Origin of the sequence: Tahibacter sp., assembly GCF_032229445.1 — a bacterium.
Taxonomy (GTDB): domain Bacteria; phylum Pseudomonadota; class Gammaproteobacteria; order Xanthomonadales; family Rhodanobacteraceae; genus Tahibacter.
Genome location: NZ_JAVTWC010000008.1, coordinates 67,221 through 83,391, shown reverse-complemented (window position 1 = coordinate 83,391; position 16,171 = coordinate 67,221). Strand labels below are relative to the sequence as shown.

At 66.1% G+C, this 16,171-nt stretch carries 12 protein-coding genes and 4 tRNA genes; 2 read left to right on the top strand and 14 right to left on the bottom strand.

The window, feature by feature from the left end:
* Positions 1 to 136: 136 nt before the first annotated feature.
* From RUU78_RS02510 to kdsB, 10 genes are all read right to left on the bottom strand, one after another.
* Entirely contained in the window at positions 137 to 1,363 is a 1,227-nt protein-coding gene (locus tag RUU78_RS02510) for a TIR domain-containing protein (protein WP_313913322.1), read from the bottom strand.
* 13 nt (positions 1,364 to 1,376) lie between these two features.
* Positions 1,377 to 1,463 (bottom strand) — tRNA-Leu (locus RUU78_RS02505).
* A gap of 96 nt (positions 1,464 to 1,559) precedes the next feature.
* Positions 1,560 to 1,635, bottom strand: a tRNA-Gly gene (locus tag RUU78_RS02500).
* Between the two features lie 18 nt (positions 1,636 to 1,653).
* Positions 1,654 to 1,727: transfer RNA gene (locus RUU78_RS02495), tRNA-Cys, on the bottom strand.
* Positions 1,728 to 1,809: 82 nt separating this feature from the next.
* A tRNA-Gly gene (locus tag RUU78_RS02490) sits at positions 1,810 to 1,885 on the bottom strand.
* Positions 1,886 to 1,962: 77 nt separating this feature from the next.
* Positions 1,963 to 2,526, bottom strand: a complete 564-nt coding sequence (gene pgsA / locus RUU78_RS02485) for a CDP-diacylglycerol--glycerol-3-phosphate 3-phosphatidyltransferase (RefSeq protein WP_313913376.1) — start codon at positions 2,524 to 2,526, stop codon at positions 1,963 to 1,965.
* 225 nt (positions 2,527 to 2,751) lie between these two features.
* Positions 2,752 to 4,581: an excinuclease ABC subunit UvrC gene (gene uvrC / locus RUU78_RS02480; RefSeq protein ID WP_313913320.1), complete on the bottom strand. Its 1,830-nt coding sequence runs from the start codon at positions 4,579 to 4,581 to the stop codon at positions 2,752 to 2,754.
* Positions 4,582 to 4,663: 82 nt separating this feature from the next.
* Positions 4,664 to 6,091, bottom strand: a complete 1,428-nt coding sequence (locus RUU78_RS02475) for a thioredoxin-like domain-containing protein (protein ID WP_313913318.1) — start codon at positions 6,089 to 6,091, stop codon at positions 4,664 to 4,666.
* 126 nt (positions 6,092 to 6,217) lie between these two features.
* Positions 6,218 to 6,679, bottom strand: coding sequence for a low molecular weight protein-tyrosine-phosphatase (locus tag RUU78_RS02470; protein WP_313913317.1), 462 nt, complete (start codon positions 6,677 to 6,679; stop codon positions 6,218 to 6,220).
* Positions 6,676 to 7,434 (bottom strand): 3-deoxy-manno-octulosonate cytidylyltransferase, encoded by a 759-nt coding sequence (kdsB, locus tag RUU78_RS02465; protein ID WP_313913315.1) that lies wholly within the window; start codon positions 7,432 to 7,434, stop codon positions 6,676 to 6,678. The genes RUU78_RS02470 and kdsB overlap by 4 nt, the downstream gene beginning before the upstream one ends.
* A gap of 71 nt (positions 7,435 to 7,505) precedes the next feature.
* Between kdsB and RUU78_RS02460 the strand changes: the two genes are divergently transcribed.
* Positions 7,506 to 7,877, top strand: a complete 372-nt coding sequence (locus RUU78_RS02460; RefSeq protein WP_313913314.1) for a hypothetical protein — start codon at positions 7,506 to 7,508, stop codon at positions 7,875 to 7,877.
* A gap of 69 nt (positions 7,878 to 7,946) precedes the next feature.
* On the opposite strand, the gene dbpA is transcribed toward RUU78_RS02460, so the two are convergent.
* Genes dbpA through RUU78_RS02445 form a run of 3 tightly spaced genes read right to left on the bottom strand, consistent with a single transcriptional unit; the run spans position 7,947 to position 11,495 of the window.
* Positions 7,947 to 9,320: an ATP-dependent RNA helicase DbpA gene (gene dbpA / locus RUU78_RS02455; RefSeq protein ID WP_313913312.1), complete on the bottom strand. Its 1,374-nt coding sequence runs from the start codon at positions 9,318 to 9,320 to the stop codon at positions 7,947 to 7,949.
* Positions 9,321 to 9,378: 58 nt separating this feature from the next.
* A complete protein-coding gene (locus RUU78_RS02450; protein ID WP_313913310.1) occupies positions 9,379 to 9,693 on the bottom strand; it encodes a hypothetical protein in 315 nt (104 codons plus the stop codon).
* Positions 9,694 to 9,713: 20 nt separating this feature from the next.
* Entirely contained in the window at positions 9,714 to 11,495 is a 1,782-nt protein-coding gene (locus RUU78_RS02445) for a wax ester/triacylglycerol synthase family O-acyltransferase (protein ID WP_313913308.1), read from the bottom strand.
* A 652-nt stretch (positions 11,496 to 12,147) separates the two neighbouring features.
* On the opposite strand from RUU78_RS02445, the gene RUU78_RS02440 reads away from it, so the two are divergent.
* On the top strand, positions 12,148 to 14,259 hold the full coding sequence (locus RUU78_RS02440; protein WP_313913306.1) for a serine protease: 2,112 nt from the start codon (positions 12,148 to 12,150) through the stop codon (positions 14,257 to 14,259).
* 38 nt (positions 14,260 to 14,297) lie between these two features.
* Here RUU78_RS02440 and RUU78_RS02435 read toward each other — a convergent pair whose 3' ends face one another.
* Entirely contained in the window at positions 14,298 to 15,713 is a 1,416-nt protein-coding gene (locus tag RUU78_RS02435) for a deoxyribodipyrimidine photo-lyase (protein WP_313913304.1), read from the bottom strand.
* Positions 15,714 to 16,171: the final 458 nt, after the last annotated feature.

The window sequence follows — 16,171 nt, the reverse complement described above, 5'->3', positions numbered from 1 at the left end:
GCGGCGCGCTGACATCGCTCCTGGCGTCCAACGCTCACTGTCCTGCCCGCGGCCGTTCTCTCACACGCCGATGCAGCGTTCTGCCCGTCCCGAATCCGACTGCCGCTGCATCGTCGGCACGCGTCGGCGCGCTGCGCTATGCCCGCAAGGGCGCGACGAAGCGATTCCACAGCAACGTCGCAGCATCGTCCGGCGTCAGCCGTCGCGACGGATCGGCGCCGTAGCCCAATCCCAGGCAGCGCAGGAACACGCCGCGCTCGTCGACCGCAGCGCCGAGGCATTCGATGTAGAGATTTCCGCGCGATGCCGCGACGTCCGAGAACGTGATCCAGCCGCGATCCGGGACGAGACTGATTGCGCATTCAGTCGCGCGCCGTCCTGCCGGCTCTGCGCGGCAGACAAAGGTGCTGCCGTCGACGCGCGTGAACTCAGTCGTCAGCGCGGCGTGCGCGGTTCGCAACGCGGCGAGTTCGCGCTCGAAGTGGCATGCGAGCAAGTCATGCGCATCACGCAGGAAACGTACACGATCGACTGTCTGGCCCGTGCGCCCGGACGCTGCGATTGCGAGTGCGGGTTTCGCCGACGCCTTTCCTTTGGCGGCGCGAATTGCAAGCGCAGGCTTCGCCGGCAGCTCTTTTCTCACGGCACGAATTGCGAGCGCAGGCTTCGCCGGCACCTCCCTCGGTGCCGCGCGATTCGCCGCCATCTCATCGAGGACGCGGAAAAGACCTTTGACGACGTTGTCGCAGGCGCTGTCGATATTGGGCCACTTCGTAAACGGGAGCGCGTCGTGAGGAAGTGCCGTCAGGGCGGCCAAGCGCCCATCTATTTTCCATTGGCAATCGCGCAGGATCACCGGAATCACCCGCGCCGTTCCGGCACGCTGGCGCGCCAGCGCGCGCTCCATTTCCTTGGAATAGCAGAATTCCGAATGGAGGAAATCCGCGCTGATGAGCAGCAGGATGACGTGCGCGTCATCGAGCCTCGAGTAAATCGCGGGCTCTAGACACGTACCGGCGGTCAGGCGGCTGTCGTCCCAGAACTCGGCATGACCGTTGCGCTCCACGATCTCCAGGTGAGCCTTGAGCTTTTCGAAAAGCTCCTCGTCCTTGTGGGAATAAGACAGAAATACGCGCAATGCCACGACAGCTCCTTGGCCACGACGGCGGGTCGGAGGGTGCGTCGCAGACGCGCGACGACTCTTCCCGCTCTGCCTCGTCGGCGCGGAAACTCTCAACCGGCAAGGCATACAGTGCGGCGACGTGCCCGGCCACACACGGCGCAACGCGAAGAAAAACCCAACAAGGCAACAAGGGTGCCGGACGCAACGGGGCACTGGGCGGCGTCGCACGCCTGCGGCCAACGGCAATATGGATTGGTGCCCCGAGCCGGACTCGAACCGGCATGACCTTGCGGTCGACGGATTTTAAGTCCGTTGCGTCTACCGATTTCGCCATCGGGGCGCGCGTCCGGAAGCATGCGCGATTCTGCGGCAGCCGAAAAGATCAGGGCCGCGACGCGCACAAAAAAAAAACCCGCGGCGCGGGGTTTCTTCGAACTGGAGCGGGAAACGAGACTCGAACTCGCGACCCCGACCTTGGCAAGGTCGTGCTCTACCAACTGAGCTATTCCCGCATTGAGTTGTCCACAAGATGGAGGCCTGGGTCGGAATCGAACCGGCGTACACGGCTTTGCAGGCCGCTGCATGACCACTCTGCCACCAGGCCATCTTGTGTTGCTGCAACGGAGCAAATGAGCGCCGTTCCGAAAAAAACAAAACCTCGGTTGGCCGAGGTTTTGAGGAAATCATGGAGCGGGAAACGAGACTCGAACTCGCGACCCCGACCTTGGCAAGGTCGTGCTCTACCAACTGAGCTATTCCCGCACCGGAGACCGCGCATTTTAGGGATTGGCGGGTCGATGTCAACACTCGACGAGGACTTTCTTGCGCCTTCCGGCGCGCTACTCCTCGCGGTCGCGCAGCACGGGCCACGCGGCACGTACGTAGACCAGAGCCGACCAGATCGTCAGCGTAGCGGCCGCAACGAGCAGGTATTCGCCGATGCGGTAGAGACGCAGCTCGGGGACATCGTGCTGATGCAGCAGCACCACGAGGGCGACCATCTGCACGATGGTCTTGATCTTGCCGAGGTTCGCGACACCGACGCGCGCGCGCTGGCCGATCTCGGCCATCCATTCGCGCAGCGCGGAAATGCTGATCTCGCGGCCGACGATCACCGCGCTGGTCACCGCGAGCATCGGTGTGGGGTTCTGCTGCACGAGCAGGAACAGGGTCACGGCGACCATGAGCTTGTCGGCAACCGGATCGAGGAACGCGCCGAACGCCGATGTCATGCCGTAACGCCGCGCAATCCAGCCGTCGAGCCAGTCGGTCAGTGCGGCGGCGATGAAGATACCGGCCGCCGCGAGATTCGCGCCGCGGAACGGCAGATAGAACACGATCACCATCACAGGCAGCAGCACGATGCGGAACAGCGTGAGCATCGTCGGCAGAGTCAGACGTATCGGTCGCACCAGGCATCCTTGTAGCTACGCAATCGCTGAAACAACGGGAGCGACCTCAGGTTGCCGGCCCCGTCCGGATCACGGCGGCGACCCGGCGTTTCACGACAGCCGGACGAGAGGACGACCGTCGTCGGCTGCCGGACATCCACGCCGTCGCGACGCGATCGGTTATGAGCTTGCCCTGACCGGCGCTGCCGCGACGAGTGTGACATGGCCGCGCGTGACTCAACCATGAAATCGCGCGTAGATGCGCTCGGCCAGATCCCTGCTGACCCCCTTGACCTGCATGAGTTCCTCCACGCCCGCGGCGGCGATACCGGAAAGACCGCCGAACTGCTTGAGCAGCGCCGAGCGCCGGCGTGCGCCGACACCCTGGATTTCCTCGAGGCTGGATTTCTCGCGCGCCTTCTCGCGGCGCTGGCGATGACCGGTGATGGCGAAGCGATGGGCCTCGTCGCGAATCGACTGGACCAGATGCGAGGCCGGCGAATCCGGCCCCGGCCAGACGCTGCGGCCGCTCGCGCCGAGGATCAGGGTTTCGTGCCCGGCGCGGCGTTCCGGTCCCTTGGCCACGCCTACGACGAGCACCGAGGTGATGCCGAGTTCGTTGAGCACGTCCAGCGCCTGCGCCACCTGGCCCTTGCCGCCGTCGATCAGCAGGATGTCGGGCATGACGCCCTCGCCTGCCGAAAGGCGCTTGTAGCGCCGCTCCAGCGCCTGGTGCATCGCGGCATAGTCGTCGCCCGGCGTGATGCCGGCGATATTGAAGCGGCGATAGTGGGATTTCTCCGCGCCTTCGTGGCCGAACACCACGCACGAGGCCACGGTGGCCTCGCCCATGGTATGGCTGATGTCGAAGCATTCGATGCGTGTCGGTAGCTCGTCGAGTTCCAGCAGCTCGCGCAGCGATTCGAAGCGGTCGCGCACGGTCTGGCGGCTTGCCAGGCGCGAGGCCAGGGCGGCGGCGGCGTTCTTCTGCGCAAGTTCGAGGAAACGCGCGCGCTCGGCGCGCACGCTCGACTTGATCTCGACCTTGCGCCCGGCCTGAACTCCCAACGCTTCGGCCAGCACGTCGAATTCCTCGGCAACCTGGCCGACGATGATCTCCTCCGGCAGCGGCCGTTCGAGGTAGTACTGCGCGATGAACGCCGCGAGCACGTCGGCCTCGCTCGCATCCAGCGGCAGGCGCGGGAAGAAATCACGCGAACCCAGGCTCACGCCGTTGCGGAAGAACAGCACGGACACACAGGCCAGGCCGTTGTCGATGCGGCAGCCAAGCACGTCCATGTCGGCGCTGGCGCCGTGCACGTAGTGGCGGGCCTGCAGTTGCTTGAGCGTTGCGACCTGATCGCGCAGCGCGGCGGCTTTTTCGAATTCGAGCGCGCGGCTCGCGCCTTCCATGCGCGCGACGGTCTCGTCGATGACCTGGTTGCTCTTGCCTTCGAGGAACAGCGCCGCATGGCGCACGCTCGCGGCGTAGTCGGTCTCGTCGATCAGCCCGACGCAGGGCGCGCTGCAGCGCTTGATCTGGTATTGCAGGCAGGGGCGCGAGCGATTCTTGAAATAGCTGTCCTCGCACTGGCGCACGAGGAACAGCTTCTGCATCAGGCTCAGGCTCTCGCGCACCGCATAGCCGCTCGGGTACGGGCCGAAATAGCGCCCCTTCGCATTCTTGGCGCCGCGATGAAAACTCATGCGCTGCGCGTCCGGGCCGGCCGAGATAAAAATATACGGATAGCTTTTGTCGTCGCGCAGCAGGATGTTGTAGCGCGGCTTGAGCGACTTGATCAGCTGCGCCTCGAGGATCAGCGCCTCGCCTTCCGTGCGCGTCAGCGTGGTCTCGACCCGCGCGATCTGCGCGATCATCGCCATGATGCGCGGCTCCAGCCGCGGCTTGAGGAAATAGCTGCCGACGCGCTTTTTCAGGTCGCGCGCCTTGCCCACGTACAGCAGTTCACCGCGCGCGTCGATCATGCGATAGACGCCGGGCGAGCTGCTCAGGTGGCGGACGAAGGCCTTGCCGTCGAAGGGTGCGGTGGCGGGGCTGGATTCCATTGCGTCCGGATGATCGCGCAAAGCAGGGCTTATTGGCCCGGATCGCGCTTATTCAAGTCCTGGCGCAACACCGCCGCATCGGTCATTCGCCGACCGCGATGCGCTGGCAGCTGCCGTTGGACAGATCCACACGCACGATCTCGTGCGCATTGGTGTTGGCGACCCACAGGGCGCCGTGGCTGACGCTCACGCCTTCGGGTTCGTCAAAGCGGTACGGCAGGTTGAAGCTGCGCGTTTCGCCGCTCTTGAGGTTGATGGCCTTGAGCTTGCTGTTGTAGCTGTCGGCGACGAAGACCAGGCCACGCGGGTCGACCGCGACGCCGAGCGGGTGCTGCAGGCGCACGCTGTCGCGATTGCCGGCCGCGTCGCCGAACTCCCACGGTCCCTTGCCGACCACCGTGGTGACCTGGCGATCGGCGAGCCGGATCGCGCGGATCGCGCCGCCGCCTGCGTCGGCAACGATCAGCGCCGAACCCAGCGCCGCGATGCCGGCCGGCTGGGCGAAGCTCGCATAGTTGCCGGCGCCGTCGTCCACGCCGAAGCGTCCGGAGCCGGCCAGGACGTCCAGCGTGCGCCGGGTCAGGTCCAGATCCCAGACCTGGTGCTGGCCGGCCAGCGTGAAATACAGATGCTCGTTGTGGGCGACGACATCCACGGGCGCGCAAAGGCTCACGCTCGTCGGCTCCGGATGCAGCTGCGGGCGCTCGCGCCCGACCCTGCCGGTACCGGCCACGGTATCCACGTCGCCGGCGAGCAGGCGCACGCGGCGAATCGCATGATTGCCGGTATCGGCGATGTAGAGACAGTCCTTGCCCAGGGCCAGTCCCTGCGGCGAAGACAGTCCGCAATCGGCCAGCCGCCCGTCCCAATAGCCGGCGTTGCCCGCACCGAACTGGCGCTGCACGGTGCCGTCGAGTGTGGTTTCGAGCACCCGGTGGTGGGCGGTATCAGAAATGTACAAATGGCTTTCCGTTGCGATCACGCGCGACGGGAAGGCCAGCGGCAGGCGCGGCTCCGGCCGGCCAACCGCGGGCCAGCTGTCATAGACGCGGGTATCGTTCGCGATCGCGGCATCGAGCAGGTCGGTGATGCGCCGGTCCAGTTCCTGGCGCCGTCCCTCGCCAGTGAAGATAGAGACAGGCCGTGCCTGCGTATCGAGCAGCACGACGCTGGGCCAGGCCTGTACGCCGAGCCGTTGCCACAACACAAAACCCGGGTCGCTCGCGACCGGATGGCGCAGCTGGTGGCGGTTGACCGCCTTGAGCACCGCCGCGCCGTTGCGTTGCGCAGCATAGCGCGGCGTGTGCACGCCGATCATGCAGAGGCCGTCATGATGGCGATTCTCGAGCCAGGCCAGATCGGCCAGCAGGTTCAGGCAATGGGTGCAGTCATAGGTCCAGAAATACAGCAGCGTGACCCGTCCGCGCAGCTGATCCATCTGCGGTACCTGACTGGTATTGACCCATTCCAGCCCGGCTGGGAATTCGAACGTCTCGACTTGCTGCGCCATCGCTCTCGTCCCGTTGCTACCGTGCGTGCCGATTATGCGGAATTCGCACGCCCATTGGATCAGACCGATTGGATCTCAGTCTGCCCGATGCGCGCCAGCCGGGATTCGTGCCGCGCGAATCGCGGGCTAGTCTGAGCGCGACGCGCGTTCGATCGCTTTGCGCGCGAACGCCTCGGCCAGATCGATCACGCGGTCGAAACCGGCCGCACCGCCGTGATAGGGGTCGGGCACCTCGAGCGGCTGAGCGATGCCGGCATGGGACAGCGCCAGCGCGGCCTGTGCCGACGCCGTGGCGGGCCGGCGCCGCGCGATCTCGGCAAGATTGGCGCGGTCGGCGGCCAGCAGCCAGTCGTAGTCGCGATAGTCGGCCGCGCAGAGCTGGCGCGCGCGGTGCGCATCGAGCGCATAACCGCGGCGCAGCGCCGAAGCGCAACTGCGCGGATCGGCGCCCTGCCCCACATGCCAGTCGCCAGTGCCGGCAGAGGCGATCTGCCAGTCGAGTCCGGCACGCGCCGCCTGCGTACGCAGCACGGCTTCGAACACCGGCGAGCGGCAGATATTTCCTAAACAGACGAACAGGATCTTCACGGCCGGCCCAGCAAGGTGTTGACGCGCGCGAGATCTTCAGGCGTGTCGACGCCGGCCGGGAACGCGTCCGGCGCGAGACGCACGGCGATGCGATAGCCATGTTCGAGTACGCGCAGCTGCTCGAGCGACTCGGCCGCTTCCAGCGGCGTACGCGCGAGTTGGCTATAGCGCCGCAGGAAACCGGCGCGATAGGCATAGATGCCGATATGACGCAGGAACGGTATGCCGGGCGGCAGCACACCGGGTGCCGCGGCGAACGCATCGCGCGCCCAGGGGATCGGCGCGCGGCTGAAATACAGCGCGATTTCTCCGGCGGCGACGAGCTTGACGCAGTTCGGGTTGAACAGTTCCTCGGCGCTCGCGATCGGCGTGGCCAACGTGGCCACCGGCGCATCGTTCGCGATCAGGGCATCGGCGACGGCGCGTATGCCGCTCGGCGGTGCGAGCGGCTCGTCGCCCTGCAGGTTGACCACGACCGTGTCGTCGGACCAGCCGCGCTGCTCCACGCATTCGGCCAGGCGATCGCTGCCGGACGCATGGTCGACGCGGGTCATGCAGACCGTCACGGGCTGATCCTTCAGCGCGTGCGCGATGCGCTCGTCGTCGGTTGCTACGACGACCTCGCGCGCGCCGGCAGCGAACGCGCGCCGCGCCACATGCACGACCATAGGCTCGCCAGCGATCAGGCTCAAGGGCTTGCCGGGCAGGCGCGTCGAGGCGTAGCGGGCGGGAATGGCGACGATGAAATCGGACATGGGCGCGGCGGAGGGCGACGTCGGGTCGCCTAGTGTAGGCGAGCCGCGCGACGCACCGCTGCTCACACGCGTTGGACGCGCAATCGACCACGCTCTCCTCGTCCCGGATGTTTTCCGGCTTCAAAGAGCCCGCCATGCGCCGACTGTTGCCGCTGCTTTTCGTCCTCAGCCCGCTGGCTCCTGCCAAAGCGAGCGCACCGGACGCCTGGAACGCCCATTACCGTGTCGTCGTCGAGCGCTGCCTCGCCGCGAGCAAGCTCGACAAGCCGCGACCCGACGGCCATCTGATGCTGTTTTCCGACGAGGTCGGCACCGCCCTGCTCGTGCGCGGCAGGGCGAAAAAGAACGACGTGCGGATGCTCTGCATCTTCCGCCGCGGCAGCGAAACGGTCGAGATTCAGCGCGTCGACGACGGCGTGGACCCGTCGAAGCTGCGCCGCTGAGACGACGCCGCACTCGGGATCAGCCCTCTCCCGATCGAACGGCGCACGCATGGTGTGCGCCGGCTGCCCTCAACCCAGCTTGCGCACGCGCAGGTTGCGGCCCTTGATCTTGCCTTCGCGCAGGCGCTGCAGCGCCTGCTCGGCGATGCCGCGCGTGACCGCGACATAGGCGCGCGTATCGAAGATCGCGATCTTGCCGACATCGCTGCCCGCGATGCCGGCCGTGCCGGTCAGCGCGCCGAGGATATCCGCCGGGCGCAGCTTGTCCTTTCGGCCGCCGTCGATGACCAGCGTCTGCATCGTCGCGAGCTGGCCGGTTCTGAGGCGGCCCGGCGTGGTCTTCGCTGGTTCCCAGCGCAGCGGCTGTCCGAGTCGTTCCTCGATGACCTTGGCGCGACTCATCTCGCGCGAACTGCACAGGGTCAGCACGAGGCCGCTGCGACCGGCACGGCCAGTGCGGCCGCTGCGGTGCACATGCGTGTCCGCGTCGCTCGCGATGTCATACATCAGCACCAGCGGCAGGTCTTCGATATCCAGACCGCGCGCGGCGACGTCGGTCGCGACGAGGATGGAACAGCTGCGGTTGGCGAACCGCACGAGCACCTCGTCGCGATCGCGCTGTTCGAGATCGCCGTGCAGCGCGAGCACCGAGTAGCCGCGTTCGTCGAGCGCGGCGGCCACGTCCTGCGTGTCGCGCCGCGTGTTGCAGAAAATCATCGCCGACACCGGCTTGTGCTCGGACAGCAGCCAGGCGACGGTGTCGAGCTTGCGCTCCGGTTCCACCTCGAAGAAGCGCTGCACGATCTCGGGCACCTGCGTGTCGCCGTCGACGCTGATCTGCACCGCATCACGCTGGAACTCGTTGCTCAGCGCGCGGATCTCGTCGGGAAACGTGGCCGAAAACAGGTTGGTCTGGCATTCGCGCGGCGCGTACTTGATCACGCTGCGCATGTCGTCGGCGAAGCCCATGTCGAGCATGCGGTCAGCCTCGTCGAGCACGAGCACGCGCAGCGCCGAGAGTTCAAGACTGCCTTTTTCCAGATGTTCCAGAATTCGCCCGGGCGTGCCGACGACGACCTGCGGCATGTGCACCAGGGATTCGACCTGGACGCGCAGCGGCACGCCGCCGCAGAGAATCGAAAGCTTCAGGTTCGGCAGGAAGCGCGCGAGCTGGCGGATCGCCTTGCCAACCTGGTCGGCAAGTTCGCGTGTCGGCACCAGCACGAGTGCCTGCAGGCCGCCGACCGCGTCGATACGCGACAGCAGGCCGACCCCGAAGGCGACCGTCTTGCCGCTGCCGGTCTGGGCCTGGGCAATCACGTCGCGGCCGGCCAGCAGGCTCGGCAGTGCCTGCACCTGCACCGGCGTCAGGGTGTCGAACGACAGCGCATCCAGCGCCTGCTGCAGGGACGGCGGAAGGGACAAGGCGGAAAGATCGGACATGGCAGGCTTCGGTGTCGCGCGGCGCGGCAGTGTAGCGGGCCGGAGCTACCGTCGCACGCTACCCGCGATCGAAGATGGACGCAGCGATGAACAACACGCCCCAGAGTATCGGCACAGCCCATTTCCAGCGTAGACGAGTGAGCAGCGCCGCGATACGCGGATGCTCCAGCAGCTCCGGCGGCGGCGCAAACACCAGCGACCGACGCAGAATTTCCGGTTCTCTGCCGAACCACCCGGGCGCGCTTCCCACCGCCGCCTCATGCTCAGACGCAATCTGGCGGAGCCGGGCGCGCAGTTCGGAGAGCCACACCGCGGCGAACAAGCTCGTCGCGATCATGCTGAAGAAAAATGCCAGGATGACATAGAGCAGCATCGACTGACTCCCAGCCTCGCTCAGCCGCCGTCTTCGACGCCGACCTTGGCCCGGAACTGTCGCAGCTGCGCGCCGAACGCGGCTGAACCAGGCCGCGCGGGCGACGCATCGTTCTTCGAACTGGTACCGGCCTTGGAAGCGACCGCACGAGGCTGCGCCGGACGTTTATTCGCCGGGGTCGACTTGACCGGCGGCGTCTTGGCCACCGCCGGTTTGCGCGCACGCCGCTCGTTTGGCGCGGGCTTTTTAGCTGCGGGATCGGGCGCGACCGGCTTGGTCGGTTTCGGCTTGCGCGCACGCGCTTTGTGCGGTGGTTGCGTCGCTGCCTCCGCCGCCGCCGTGTCGTAGTGCCGATACGTCGCCTCCACATCACCGGCACTGAGCTCACCGTCCCAGTCTTCCATCAGCGTCGCGAGCACGAGCTTCTCGAATTCGCCGGCGAAGCGCTGCACCACTGGCTCGGGATCGGCGACGAGCTTGGCGTCGACGATCAGGCCGAAATGCACGTTGCCGTTGTAGCTCAGGATCGAGATGCCCATGCCGATCGAACCGTTCTGCGGCACCCAGAACATGAGTTCGCGCACACGCGCACCGGCGAGGTAGAGCGGCATCTGCGGCCCGGGCACGTTGGTCGCGACTGCAGTGGCCTTGCGGCTGAACAGCTCCAGCGCGGCACGCTGGATCGCGACTGGCGCCATGCCCACCGCGGCGAGCAGGCCGAACGTCAGTGCAGCCTGACGCGAGCGCTTGAGTTCGCGCATGTTGGCCGCGACGCGCTCGAGCCGGCGCATCGGATTGGCTTCGCCGATCGGCAGGTCGAGGAACACCAGACCGAAGTGATTGCCGAGCTTCTTCGCATGCTCGAGCGGCCGCAGGTTGACCGGCACGGTCGCGCGGATCGTCAGTCCGTCGGCCGCTTCGCCCGCATCGACGAGGTGACCGCGCAACGCGCCGGCGGCGCAGGCCAGCAGTACATCGTTGACGGTGCAGCCCAGTGCCTTGCCGACCGTCTTGACGTCTTCGAGCGGCAGCGGTTCGGCCCAGGCCACGCGCTTGCTGACGCCGAGCGGCCCCTTGAACGCAGTCGGCGGATCGTCCGCGAGCGACAGCGCGATCGCGAGTTCGCGCGTGATCTCGCCGCCTTCGCGTGCGAGTTCCGCCGCGAGCGCCGGATCCTTCCACATTTCCAGACCTTTGCCGAGCATCTTCTCGCCGGCGCCCAGGGCCTTGACCAGCCCCGCCTTGGTCGGTTCGAGCAGGCGCTCCATGACGCTGCCCTGGTCCTTCTTGAGCCATACCTTCGCCAGCTCGGCCTGCTGCTCGAGCGAGGGCGCGGCGTCGGTCAGCGACAACAGCACCTGCACCAGGGCCAGTCCGTCCGCATAGCAGTGATGGACGCGCGAGATCAGCACGCTCCCGCCGCGGTAGTTCTCCACCACATGGAACTGCCACAGCGGCTTGGAATGATCGAGCGGGCTGGAGGCGAGCTGGCTGACGAGGCGCTCGAGCTCGAACTTGTCGGCCGCACCGGGCAGCGCGGTCAGCCGCACGTGCCAGTCGAGATCGAAGTCCTTGTCGGTTTCCCACGCGGCCGAACTGCCGTTGTCGACCGCCTTCTGGCGGAAGCGGCGGAAGGCGAGGAAGCGTTCGGCGATGATCTTCTTCAGCGCAGCCAGGTCGAGCCGGGTCTCGAACATCAGCACGCCGGTGATCATCATGAGGTTGGTGGGACTTTCCATGCGCAGCCAGGCCGTATCGACCTTGGACATGGCGTCGCGCTTGCCCCGCAATACTTCGAACATCGATTCCTCCCCGAACCGTGCAGCAGCGGTCGCTCTGCGTCGCCTAGCATCCGCGCAGGCCTGGAAAAACACAATGTGGCGGCCGTATGACAGCCAAAGGGTCGTCGCGCAATACCGGCCAGGCACGGCGAGTGCGGCAACCCGCGAGCTTCCGAGCATTCCGGTGTCGTTCGCCGCGACGCGTCGTTGCGCCAAGTCGCGGCAGTGCGGGCCGCTGGAGCGTTCGTCGCGACCTCGGCCGGCATCACGGCCCGCGTGCTGCAGGAACCCGGCGCGCTGTAACGCGTGCAAAGCCGCACCATCCTCGGCGCCGCGGCCATCGACGCCATCCTCCCCATGCTGCTGCTCGGCGTGGTCGTGGCGCTGCAGTCCGGCCGGCAAGCTGCAGGTAGGGCATCTCGCCTTGATCCTGCGCGAAGCGATCGGTTGCCTGGCAATGATCTTCACGAAACGGTGCGGCTGCGGCGCCTGGCGGCGCGCCTGGTGAGACAGGCGCATGGAACGCTGGTCCGGTTCGTCCAGTACGACGCTGTTGATCACGCATCACGCAGCTTCGCGTTAGGTATGAGCACGACGATGCCGCGCAGCGGCACGCCGCCAATCGGCCGCACCGTGCGGCCCCGATCAATGGACCATGTCGGAGAATTTCTTCATGCGTACTCAGGCACTTTGCTCAGCGGCATTGCTGGTTTTGGCCATCACGGCCAATGCCCAGGTTCCGACCGAGCAGGACTACTGCACCGCCGATCCCCTTTCCCAGCGCGTTGCCCAGGCTACGGCCTTCATTGTTCCGCTCAGCCAGCTGGAAACGACCAGCATGTTCGACTATTACCGGATCCTGCACTCGAACTACACGTACCAGGTCCATTCCCCTGGTGACGATCTCTGCCCCGACGTCCCCTACTACGACCGCGTCCGTGCCAACTGGGGACGCACCGGGTTCCTCGTCGGCAAGCAGCACCTGGTCACGGCGCCGCACGACAACTCCAGCGGCTACGACCTCACGGGCTACGCCGTGATCTTCCGCAGTCTGCGGCGTAACAAGACCGGCGGCAGCGACTCGCCCGACATCACCTGCAGCGAGCCCGACTTCGAATACATCCACGCGTCGGACATCTATACCTTCAGCGGCGGGTTTTCCTACAACACGAACGACATTCCGGGAACCTATTCGCCCGACTACGTCGTCTTCGAACTCGACCGGCCGGTTACCGGTGTGGAACCGTTGCCCCTTCGCCGCTCGGGTGCGCCGCTGCTCGGCGATCCGCTGCTGATCGCGGCTCACAACCATCGCCTTCCGCTCAAGCTGGTCGGCGGCGGCTATATCGGCCGCGTTGGCCCGACCGGCCTGGACATCGGCAATCCGATGGTTGGCCACGGTGCATCCGGTTCACCGGTCTTCAATCTGCGTTCGCAGGTCGTCGAGACCGCGGTCGCAAGGTCACAGGGGGGGTTGGCACGCGCATACGATTCGGCCGGAAAATGCTGGCGTCCGGTACCGCAAACTGCCGATCTCGGTGCCGGATACAACGAAATCAACAACGGGCCGATGGACGAGTTCGTCACCCACGTGCCGGTGCCTCCCGACCAGTTGCAGGTCACTTCGCTGGCGCCGGTGCATCACACGAATGCGAGCGGCGGCGGCATCACGAACGCGGTCAGCCAGTTCAGCGTGAGCCTGCCGGCCAGTGCTACCGCCTCACAGGATTTTCGTGTGGCGACGACGAGCATTTCTCCGCAGAATTCCGGCCCGACCGAATTGGCACTGACGCTCGTGCCGCCTGCGGGCACCTATACCCTGGCACCCGGCGCAACACTGCCGTTCACTGTGGCGGCGACCAGCAGTGTCAGCATCTGCGGCCAGTTCGATGCCGAAGTGCGCGTCTCTCCGGCGAGCGCGGGTAAATTCGCCAGCGTAATTCCGCATCGCTTCGATCTGAGCACCATCGACTTCAACGTGACGCCGGAAAGTCTCTGGGACGTCACCCAGATTGTCGGCCCCTATCCGACGCGAACACTGACTGTGACCAACACGAAGCCGTATGCGGTTTCGCTGATCGCAAGCGCATCGCAGTCCTGGCTGAAGGTGAACGGCGGCAGTTCGGCGACCGTGAATCTGGCCGCTGCGGGCGCAAGCGGTTCGAGCGCGAGCGTGATCGTCTCATTCGCGAGCAATGCGGAAGCTCTGGTCGCTCCCGGCACACGCGCAGCAGCAGAAGTGACGTTCGCGCCGACCACCGCAGGCTGCAGCGTGCGCGGCAATGAACGCATGGATGTCTCGTTCGCTCCCGGCGAGCAGTCGTACCAGATCCCGAACCCGGCCGTACCGCTAGCTGCGCCGACCGGCGGCAACACGTTCGGTGCTTACGCGGACATGACAGTCGACCTGTCCCATCTGACCGGCAAGACCGTGGGCGACCTCGATCTCGACTTCAGCTTCGTTGAAGACAACTTAATCAGCCCGCCGGGGCTTCGGGCCGCCGACGCTGCCCCATTGATCAAGATCGTGCTCGAATCGCCGTCAGGCCTCAGTCTGACGCTGTGGGACCGCAACAGTCCCCCGGTTGGCTACACGACGCCGACGGTCAATACCTATAGCCAGCTCCGCCTCGATGACGCCACGACACCGCCGCTGGGCGGCAGCCTGCTCAGCGCGGTCAACAGCACCACGCTCGCGGGTATCTGGAAAGTGCGCGTCGCGACATCGAGCCCGACGGCGATATATCTCGAGACCGTGACGTTAAAGTTCAAGCGCCAACCGTAAGCAGCGTCGCGCACGCCAGGGCACCGGCGTGCGCGAAATCACTGCTTGATCGCCTGATACGCCTGCAGCGCCGCCTCACGCGATTCGGCCAGGTCCACGATCGGCTCCGGATAGCCGCTACGCGCGAGCAGGTCCGGCTGCTTCCACGGCGCGTGCACCGATTTGAACGCATGCCGCGACAGCTCAGGCACCCAGCGTTTGACATAGGCGCCGTCGGCATCGAAGCGCTCGCCCTGGGTGACCGGATTGAAGATGCGGAAATACGGCGCGGCATCCGCACCGGTGCCCGCGGTCCATTGCCAGCCCTGCGTATTGTTGGCGAGATCTGCGTCGACCAGCGTGTCCCAGAACCAGCGCGCGCCGTGACTCCAGTGCACACGCAGGTTCTTGCACAGGAAACTCGCGACCAGCATGCGCACGCGGTTGTGCATCCAGCCCGTGTGCCACAGCTCGCGCATGCCGGCATCCACGATCGGCAGGCCGGTACGGCCGCGCTGCCAGGCGGCAAGCTGCTCCGCGTCGGGCTCGCGCCATTGGAAAGTATCGAAGCCCGGATTGAGATTGCGCTGCGGCGTCTGCGGAAAGTGGTACAGCAGGTGATGCGAGAACTCGCGCCAGCCGAGCTCGCGCAGGAACGGTTCACCGGCCTCGCGCAAGGTCTTGCCCTGCTCGCGTCCCAGTTCCTCGAGTTTCCAGTAGACCTGCTGCGGCGAGATCTCGCCGAAATGCAGATACGGTGACAGGCGCGAGGTGCCGACCTCGGCCGGATAGTCGCGGCGCTCGGCGTAGCCGCGCAATGCGGCAGCACAGAAATCGTCGAGCGCCTCCGCAGCGCCGGCTTCGCCGGGCTGCCAGGCGGCGTGGAACCCGGTGTCCCAGGGAATGCGCGGCAGCAGCGAGAGATCGTCGATGGTGGCGACCTCGTTGATCGCCGACGCCGGGATCCGCGCCGGTGCGGGTGCGGGTGGACGCGGCTCGAGCTTCGCGCGCGCATTGCGCCAGTACGGCGTGAACACGCGATACGGACCGCCCTGCCCGGTGCTGATCTCCCACGGCTCGATCAGCAGGTTCGCGTTGCTGCTGTGGGCGTCGCAGCCCTGTTCCTTCAGCTGCTGCTTGACGTGCTTGTCGCGTGCGATCACCGAGGGTTCGTAGAGCCGGTTCCAGTACACCGCCGCCGCGCCGCTCGCATGCAGTACCTCCTGCAGCACTGCGAGGCTATCGCCGGAGCGTATCTGCAGTTCGACCCCGCGCGCCCGCAAATCGCGCTGCAGCGAGGTCAGTGAATGATGCAGCCACCAGTCGCTGGCCGCGCCGGGCGCCCACGGCGACTCCTCGTGCGGCGCGTGGATATACAGCGGCAGGATGCGCGCGTGGTCGCGCAACGCGAGTTCGAGCGCGGGGTTGTCGCTCAGGCGCAGATCGCGGCGGAACCAGACGATGGCGAGGGTCATCTGTACGACCGTCACGATCCCGACACGGTCGCTATTGGGTTGTGCACCCGATCTCCACAGCCCTGGCCAATGCTGCGCATTGGCCGTCCGGCCCGTCGGGCGTTCAGAGTGATCAGAACCTGCGGTTCTGAGCGATCACTCTTCACCCCCCTTGACTTAAGGGGGCTCCAAGAGCCAAGGCGCGCTGCGGATGCGTCACGGGTTTCCATCGGAACTCCTTCGAAAAGCCATCCACTTGAAAGGGGGTGAACGGGCAACCGCTCAGAACCGTACACTCTGGTTGCCCTGAAGGCCCAACGGGCAGGAGGGTTGGGTGGGGATGGTGTTTGTTTTGCGCGGTGCGCTGCAAACCGCGTCGCCGTCCTTCCCTGATCCTGCCTGCGGATCGCCAGAACAGCGGCCGTATACTGCCGCGGCCATCGTCAACAGGGAATGACAGTGATACCTGCCTTCGCACC

Excerpts from the sequence above, each read along its gene's own strand:
- uvrC (WP_313913320.1), bottom strand. The coding sequence starts at position 4,581 with ATGGAATCCAGCCCCGCCACCGCACCCTTCGACGGCAAGGCCTTCGTC.
- dbpA (WP_313913312.1), bottom strand. The coding sequence starts at position 9,320 with ATGTCCGATCTTTCCGCCTTGTCCCTTCCGCCGTCCCTGCAGCAGGCG.
- RUU78_RS02475 (WP_313913318.1), bottom strand. The coding sequence starts at position 6,091 with ATGGCGCAGCAAGTCGAGACGTTCGAATTCCCAGCCGGGCTGGAATGG.
- RUU78_RS02445 (WP_313913308.1), bottom strand. The coding sequence starts at position 11,495 with ATGTTCGAAGTATTGCGGGGCAAGCGCGACGCCATGTCCAAGGTCGAT.
- RUU78_RS02435 (WP_313913304.1), bottom strand. The coding sequence starts at position 15,713 with ATGACCCTCGCCATCGTCTGGTTCCGCCGCGATCTGCGCCTGAGCGAC.
- kdsB (WP_313913315.1), bottom strand. The coding sequence starts at position 7,434 with ATGTCCGATTTCATCGTCGCCATTCCCGCCCGCTACGCCTCGACGCGC.
- RUU78_RS02440 (WP_313913306.1), top strand. The coding sequence starts at position 12,148 with ATGCGTACTCAGGCACTTTGCTCAGCGGCATTGCTGGTTTTGGCCATC.
- RUU78_RS02450 (WP_313913310.1), bottom strand. The coding sequence starts at position 9,693 with ATGCTGCTCTATGTCATCCTGGCATTTTTCTTCAGCATGATCGCGACG.